The 6,572-nt window shown below is 39.6% G+C and carries 5 protein-coding genes and 1 rRNA gene; all 6 read left to right on the forward strand.

All coding sequences use genetic code 11. From position 1 onward, the window contains the following. Window positions 1-471: 471 nt before the first annotated feature. On the forward strand, window positions 472-1,407 hold the full coding sequence (locus ACH6C1_RS19510) for an NADP-dependent oxidoreductase (RefSeq protein ID WP_374080125.1): 936 nt from the start codon (window positions 472-474) through the stop codon (window positions 1,405-1,407). Window positions 1,408-1,646: 239 nt separating this feature from the next. Then, window positions 1,647-2,351, forward strand: a complete 705-nt coding sequence (locus tag ACH6C1_RS19515) for a response regulator transcription factor (RefSeq protein ID WP_374080128.1) — start codon at window positions 1,647-1,649, stop codon at window positions 2,349-2,351. After that, the gene (locus ACH6C1_RS19520) at window positions 2,348-3,349 is read left to right on the forward strand and encodes a sensor histidine kinase (protein ID WP_374080130.1); all 1,002 of its coding nucleotides are present in this window, start codon (window positions 2,348-2,350) and stop codon (window positions 3,347-3,349) included. Before ACH6C1_RS19515 ends, ACH6C1_RS19520 begins: the two co-directional genes overlap by 4 nt. A gap of 81 nt (window positions 3,350-3,430) precedes the next feature. Continuing rightward, window positions 3,431-4,195, forward strand: coding sequence for an ABC transporter ATP-binding protein (locus ACH6C1_RS19525; RefSeq protein ID WP_374080132.1), 765 nt, complete (start codon window positions 3,431-3,433; stop codon window positions 4,193-4,195). Next, window positions 4,170-6,059 carry an ABC transporter permease gene (locus ACH6C1_RS19530; RefSeq protein WP_374080135.1) on the forward strand — a complete coding sequence of 630 codons (1,890 nt, stop codon included), beginning with the start codon at window positions 4,170-4,172 and terminating at the stop codon, window positions 6,057-6,059. Before ACH6C1_RS19525 ends, ACH6C1_RS19530 begins: the two co-directional genes overlap by 26 nt. 424 nt (window positions 6,060-6,483) lie before the next feature. Next, a 5S ribosomal RNA gene (rrf, locus tag ACH6C1_RS19535) occupies window positions 6,484-6,572 on the forward strand; the annotation flags it as partial.

Genomic DNA, 6,572 nt, shown 5'->3' on the forward strand with positions numbered 1-6,572 from the left:
CGGAATTGGCAGACGCGCACGACTCAAAATCGTGTTCCGTAAGGAGTGCCGGTTCGACCCCGGCCACCGGTATCACAGACAGTATGCCAAAGCTGTCAAATCAAGACCCTAACGTAAAGTTAGGGTCTTTTTTGTATGTTTTCTTTATGAATACTTAGGGCTTACATAATGGTGACTAAATTTTAGTAACAATAGCTATGGTATGTTTAAGAGAATAAGCATAAGCAAAATAGTTGGACTTAAATATATAAAGTCATCAAAGAGGCTAAATAGCGAGTTGTTTTCTATAATATAACTTTAGAAATTTCATCTATAAGCAGTTCAGTTTGATTTAAAGATAATAGAAGTTAAAATATATCTTGTATTACCCATGATATAGAAAACGTTTAGCTCTGATAAGAAGGTATGACTTTTTAGGTAAGAAAGAAGAATAGAGCTTAAAAATATAGTTGATAAAAGGGAGTGTTATTCATGCGTGCAGTTATAATTAATGAATACGGCGATAAAAATGTATTAGTAGAGAAAGAATTGCCGAAACCTGAAATAAAACCAAATCAAGTGCTTGTTGAGGTGTATGCCACTTCTGTTAATCCGATTGATTGGAAGCTTCGTGCGGGTTACTTAAAGCAGATGCTCGATTGGTCTTTCCCGATTATCCTTGGCTGGGATGTTGCAGGTAAGATAGTTGAAATTGGAAGTGAAGTGAAGAATTATCAGGTTGGGGATGAAGTATTCGCGCGACCTGATACTACCGCTGCGGGTACTTATGCGGAATTTACGGCTGTGGATGATGAATTGCTTGCGAAAAAGCCCAGCAACCTCACATTTGAAGAAGCTGCCTCTATTCCGTTAGCTGGGTTAACCGCTTGGCAGTGTCTAGTGGACAATACAAAGGTCAAGAAAGGTGATAAAGTATTGATCCAAGCTGGAGCTGGTGGTGTAGGGAGTATGGCAATTCAAATGGCAAAACATTTGGGTGCCTATGTTGCGACAACTGCAAGTGAAAAAAATGAAGCATATGTAAAAGAGTTAGGTGCTGATGAATGCATTAATTACCGAACGCAGCAATTTGTAGACGAATTAAGTGATTATGATGCAGTCATCGATACAATGGGCGGCGAGATCTTAAACAAGAGCTTCCAAGTTCTAAAGCGCGGCGGCAGACTAGTAACAATTGCCGGACAACCTGATGAGGCATTGGCAGAGAAGCATCAAGTAACGGCAAGCTCATATTGGTTAACGCCAAATGGTAAGCAATTAGGTGAATTAGGAGAATTACTTGAGAAAGGAATTATTAAGCCTCAAGTAGGCCATGTATTCGATTTTTCAGCGGAAGCTTTACAAGAAGCACATGAATTAAGTGAAACACACCATGCAAAAGGTAAGATTGTGATAAAAGTTAAATAAGCGCGCAAGTAGCAATTAAAAAAGCCATCATCTTCTAATGTTATAAGATGATGGCTTTTTTGCATTTAGCCAACGCAGTGAAGGGGAATAGTGCTTAGCCGATCACATATTTTTTTAAAAAAAATCAAGGATTCCAACAAAAGTTCCCCTTAAAAGATGGATCGGGTTATTAGGTATAACATTCGTGCAGATTCAGATGGTAAAATTAAGCTAAATAAATAGCTAGGGAGAAATAACTTATGGATCGAATCATGATTGTGGAAGATGACATGAAAATTGCTGAATATTTGAGTTCACACATAGAAAAGTACAGGTATGACGTGACTATAGCTAAAGATTTCGAAAAAGTAATAGATACATTCCTAGATGTACAGCCTAAGCTTATCTTACTGGATATCAACCTGCCTAGTTTTGATGGCTATTATTGGTGCAGGCAAATAAGGAAAGTATCTATTTGCCCGGTGATTTTTATTTCCGCTCGAACTGGAGAAATGGATCAAGTGATGGCGATCGAGAATGGCGGCGATGACTTTATCACAAAACCATTCAACCCCGATATTGTCATGGCGAAAATCAGAAGCCAAATGCGTCGTGCTTATGGTGAATATGCAGCAAAGTTAGAGGAAAGAGTGCTGATCCAGGAAGGTTTGCACTTTTATCCGGAAAGATTGGAGCTGCGATTTGAGAATAAATCAACTCAATTGACTAAAAAAGAAACAGACATTATCGAAAGCTTGCTGGAGCGTTATCCTCGGGTTGCTGGGCGGCAAGACTTGCTGGAGAAGTTGTGGGATGATCAAGTTTATGTGGACGAAAATACCTTGAATGTGAATATAACTCGTGTCCGTAATAAGTTCCAGGAGGTAGGAATTGAAGATGCAGTAGAAACAATCAGAGGGACTGGATATCGATTGCGCATTACATGGAAAGAGGAGAAAGCATGAGATTATTCTTTCGCGAGCATGTGATGCTCATTTCGGTACAGCTTTTCCAAGCTGTAATGATTCCGATACTATTTTGGCTGGATGGCTACCGGGATGTTGGTGTTAGTCTATATGCATTTTTCCTATCGTTGCTTCTAATAACCGTAGTTCTCTGTTATCGATACTTCAGCCGTAGGAATTTTTATCAGCGACTACAGCATTCTTTCACAGCGCTCGATCAATCTTTAGAGACAACCGAACGCGCACCTGTTTCAGAAGCGCTCGATCAATTGCTTACTGACCAATACCGCTTATATCAGGAAGAACTGCTGAAAGGGGAAGATAGACAGGACGAGCATTTGATGTTTATGGATCGTTGGGTCCATCAAATGAAGACACCGCTCTCTATCATCGAATTAACAGCTCAAACGCTGGACGAACCAGAATCGTCCAGTCTTCGGGAGGAAACGGAACGTATGCGGGAAGGATTGAATACAGTTCTCTATTTAGCGAGGCTTCGTACTATTACAGAAGATTTTCATATCAAGCCTGTCGTCCTTTCCAAGCTGATCCAGGAAGTCAATCAAGAAAACAAGCGATTTTACATTCGCAATGAAGTATATCCGGTACTGAAGGAAGAGAAAGCAGGGGCTATGGTGGAGACGGATGAAAAATGGCTATTCTTCCTGTTGGCACAGCTGATACATAATGCCGTCAAATACTCTGCAGGAAGATCGAATCAGCTTATTCTTTCTGTCTATGAAAGGTTAGGAGAATTGGTGCTTGAAGTGAAGGACTTTGGAATAGGTATTCCTGTAGTGGATCAGAAACGTATTTTCAATAAGTTTTATACCGGTGAAAATGGCAGGAAATACCGCGAGTCTACAGGAATGGGGCTGTATTTAGTAAAAGAGGTCACTGAAAAACTGGATCACCGTCTAGAAATGGAATCAACCGTAGGTAAAGGAGCAACATTTCGAATCATCTTCTCCAAGACTCAAAACCTTACATCAATGTAAGATTCGTGAAAGCATAATCGATAGTAGGACGTATACTGCTCAGGCTATGCTTAGATTAAGCATTGGAGAGGAGAATGGATTATGCTCAAGCTTAAAAAAGTCAGTAAAATTTATGAAGGTAAGGTAGCTTATCGAGCTCTTACAGATATCGATTTAGAAATAGAAAAGGGTGAATTCGTGGCCATTATGGGCCCATCGGGCAGCGGGAAAACAACCCTTTTGAATATCATTTCCACAAACGATGCACCGACAACGGGGCAAGTAGAAATCGATGGGCAGCAGCCGCATCAGCTAAAGAAAAATGCATTGGCTAAATTCCGCCGTAACGAACTTGGATTCATCTTTCAGGATTTCAACTTACTGCACACTCTTACGGTTCAGGAAAATATCATTCTGCCTCTTACATTAGATGGTGTCCGAGCAGGAGAGATGCAACAGAAGGCACAGCAGATAGCGAAGAGTCTTGGCATCCAACCAATTATGAATAAACGCACGTATGAGATTTCCGGCGGACAGGCGCAACGGGTAGCCATTGCCAGGGCGATGATCCATGAGCCGAAATTACTGCTAGCGGATGAGCCAACAGGAAACCTTGATTCAAAAGCGGCTAAGGATGTCATGAAGATGCTGGTATCCATCAATGAGAGAAATAAAACAAGCTTGTTGATGGTAACGCATGATCCGCAAGCTGCCAGTTATTCTGATCGTGTTGTGTTTATTCGGGACGGGAAGCTGCATTCCGAGATTCATCGGGGGGAGAGCAGACAAGCATTTTTCCAGAAAATAATTGATATGCTTTCCTTGATGGGAGGCGATGATAATGACCTTTCGGCAGTTCGCGTTTAATAACGTAGTACGCAATAAACGGTTGTATATTGCGTACTTCCTTAGCAGTATGTTCACGGTAATGGTATTTTTCACATTTGCAATCTTTGCATTCCATCCAGCTTTTTCAGAGGAATCCGTTAATAAGTATGCACCATTCGGAATGGCTGTCGCTGGTGGAATCATCTATGTATTTTCTTTCTTCTTTATCTTGTATTCGATGAGTTCTTTCTTACAATCGAGAAAGAAAGAGTTTGGTTTGTTAATAAGTCTAGGAGCGTCCAGCAAGCAAATACGTCTGATGGTATTCCTGGAAAATAGCTTGATAGGATTTTTTGCAACAATTGGCGGGATCCTTGCAGGCTTGGTATTCGCGAAATTCATTCTGTTGATTGCTGAAAATGTATTGATCATCAATGAATCGCTACATTTTTATTTTCCTGCATTTGCGATTATTGTGACGTTTGGCAGCTTTATCTTTCTTTTTCTCTGTATATCGGTTTTTGTTTCGATTATTCTGCGTACGAATAAACTGACTGATTTGATTAAGGGAGATAAAAAGTCCAAAGGAGAGCCGAAATCTTCTGTGATTTTATCACTTTTTGCAGCATTACTGCTTATTGGAGGATATGGTACAGCACTTTATGCAAAGGGTGAGACGGTTATCTTTGTGATGATTCCTGTTCTTATCGTCATAACACTTGGAACCTATATTCTGTTCACCCAATTGAGTGTGTATATTATCCGCCGATTAAAAAATAAGAGATCTATCTTTTGGCGGAAAACGAATATGCTGCTTTTCGCTGACCTATCGTTTCGTATGAAGGATAACGCAAGGACATTTTTCATGGTGGCGATTATCTCAACTGTTGCTTTTAGTGCCATTGGGGCTTTATATGGATTTCAATCTTATTCTACAAAAGGAGTAAAACAGTTAAATCCATATACCTATAAGTATGCTCCATTCCGGGATGACAGCGAACAAATGATAGAAAAAGATATCAATAGAATCAACGCTATCTTGGACGAGGAAAAGATAAATGCGAAGATGGAAGCGATAGATTTGACTTATTTTAATAGAACAGAAGATAGTGAAGTGTTTATAGCAAGAGCGTCTGACTATAATCGTTTGGCAGCACTTATCGAGGAAAAAGAGCTCCATCCTGGAGAAAATGAAGCAATAATAATTGAACAAAATGATGCACTTGCACAAGGATCGAAAGTTAGTGAAGTGCTAATGGCATCCAGTGTCCAGCGGATTGATGGTCAAAAAGTGCAGCCAAGTCAAGTGGTGAAATCTCAAGTCTTGGCAGATATGATGGGATATTACGTTGTGAATGACAAGACGTATGACCAGCTTGGACCAGCTGTTAACACAGATAGGAGTGTTGTATGGAAAGCAGAGGTTAGACAAGAGAATCAAGTAATCGAAGCGGGAGAAAAGTTAGCAGAGCAATTGCCGTTTAAAGTAAATTCCGTAGATTATACAATCTATGAAATTAATAAGGTGTTTGGGCCAATGTTATTTATCGGCTTGTTTATAGGAATTGTGTTCTTCGTTTCCGCAGGAAGCTTTCTGTATTTCCGATTATTTATTGATATTGATGAAGAAAAACGCAAGTTCCGTTCGATTGCCAAAATCGGATTAACACAATCTGAGCTGAAGAAGGTAGTCAGCCGGCAAATTGCAATACTATTTTTCTCCCCGATTGTTATTGCATTGCTTCATGGTGCAGTTGCGCTAACTGCTTTATCGCGCTTGTTTGATTACAATCTGCTAGTTGAGTCGACACTCGTCTTAGGAAGCTTTGCAATCATTCAGATTGTTTACTTCCTAGTTGTTCGATTTGTCTATGTGAAACAGGTTATAAGAATGATATTTTGAGATGAAGTCTTCTACTTGAGTGTTCAGATCAACTAATTTAAATGACAGAGTGTAATGGGTTTCGCTTATGATATTAAAAATCACAGAGTTTTTCCCGAAAATAGCCTTCGAACAATTGTCACATAGAAGAAGAAAGCTGCTGAATCATTCCATTCAGCAGCTTTCGTTTCTATTGGAAATCAATCTAAAGAGTTTATATAAATAGCGGTAAAAGAGACAAAGTTCATATCTTTCTAGTTGCCAAATGATTTCATGTTCGGGTAAAATAAGAGATGCTTATTTTTGATTCTACATGAAATAGATTAATCCTTATTTAACAGATCATAAATAATTCTAGTTTATTTTTAAAAAATGTATTGCATTTTCTTACGGTAACATATATAATCTAACTTGTCCTTAAGAAAAGGGCAGCATACATAAGAGGTCTGGTGGTAATAGCGAAGAGGTCACACCTGTTCCCATGCCGAACACAGCAGTTAAGCTCTTCAGCGCCGATGGTAGTTGGGTTCGCCC

Origin of the sequence: Terribacillus sp. JSM ZJ617 (assembly GCF_044383785.1) — a bacterium.
Taxonomy (GTDB): Bacteria; Bacillota; Bacilli; order Bacillales; family Amphibacillaceae; genus Terribacillus.

What these genes read in the sequence shown, in the direction of transcription:
- ACH6C1_RS19515 (WP_374080128.1), top strand. Translation starts at nt 1,647, where the DNA reads ATGGATCGAATCATGATTGTGGAAGATGACATGAAAATTGCTGAATAT.
- ACH6C1_RS19530 (WP_374080135.1), top strand. Translation starts at nt 4,170, where the DNA reads ATGACCTTTCGGCAGTTCGCGTTTAATAACGTAGTACGCAATAAACGG.
- ACH6C1_RS19520 (WP_374080130.1), top strand. Translation starts at nt 2,348, where the DNA reads ATGAGATTATTCTTTCGCGAGCATGTGATGCTCATTTCGGTACAGCTT.
- ACH6C1_RS19525 (WP_374080132.1), top strand. Translation starts at nt 3,431, where the DNA reads ATGCTCAAGCTTAAAAAAGTCAGTAAAATTTATGAAGGTAAGGTAGCT.
- ACH6C1_RS19510 (WP_374080125.1), top strand. Translation starts at nt 472, where the DNA reads ATGCGTGCAGTTATAATTAATGAATACGGCGATAAAAATGTATTAGTA.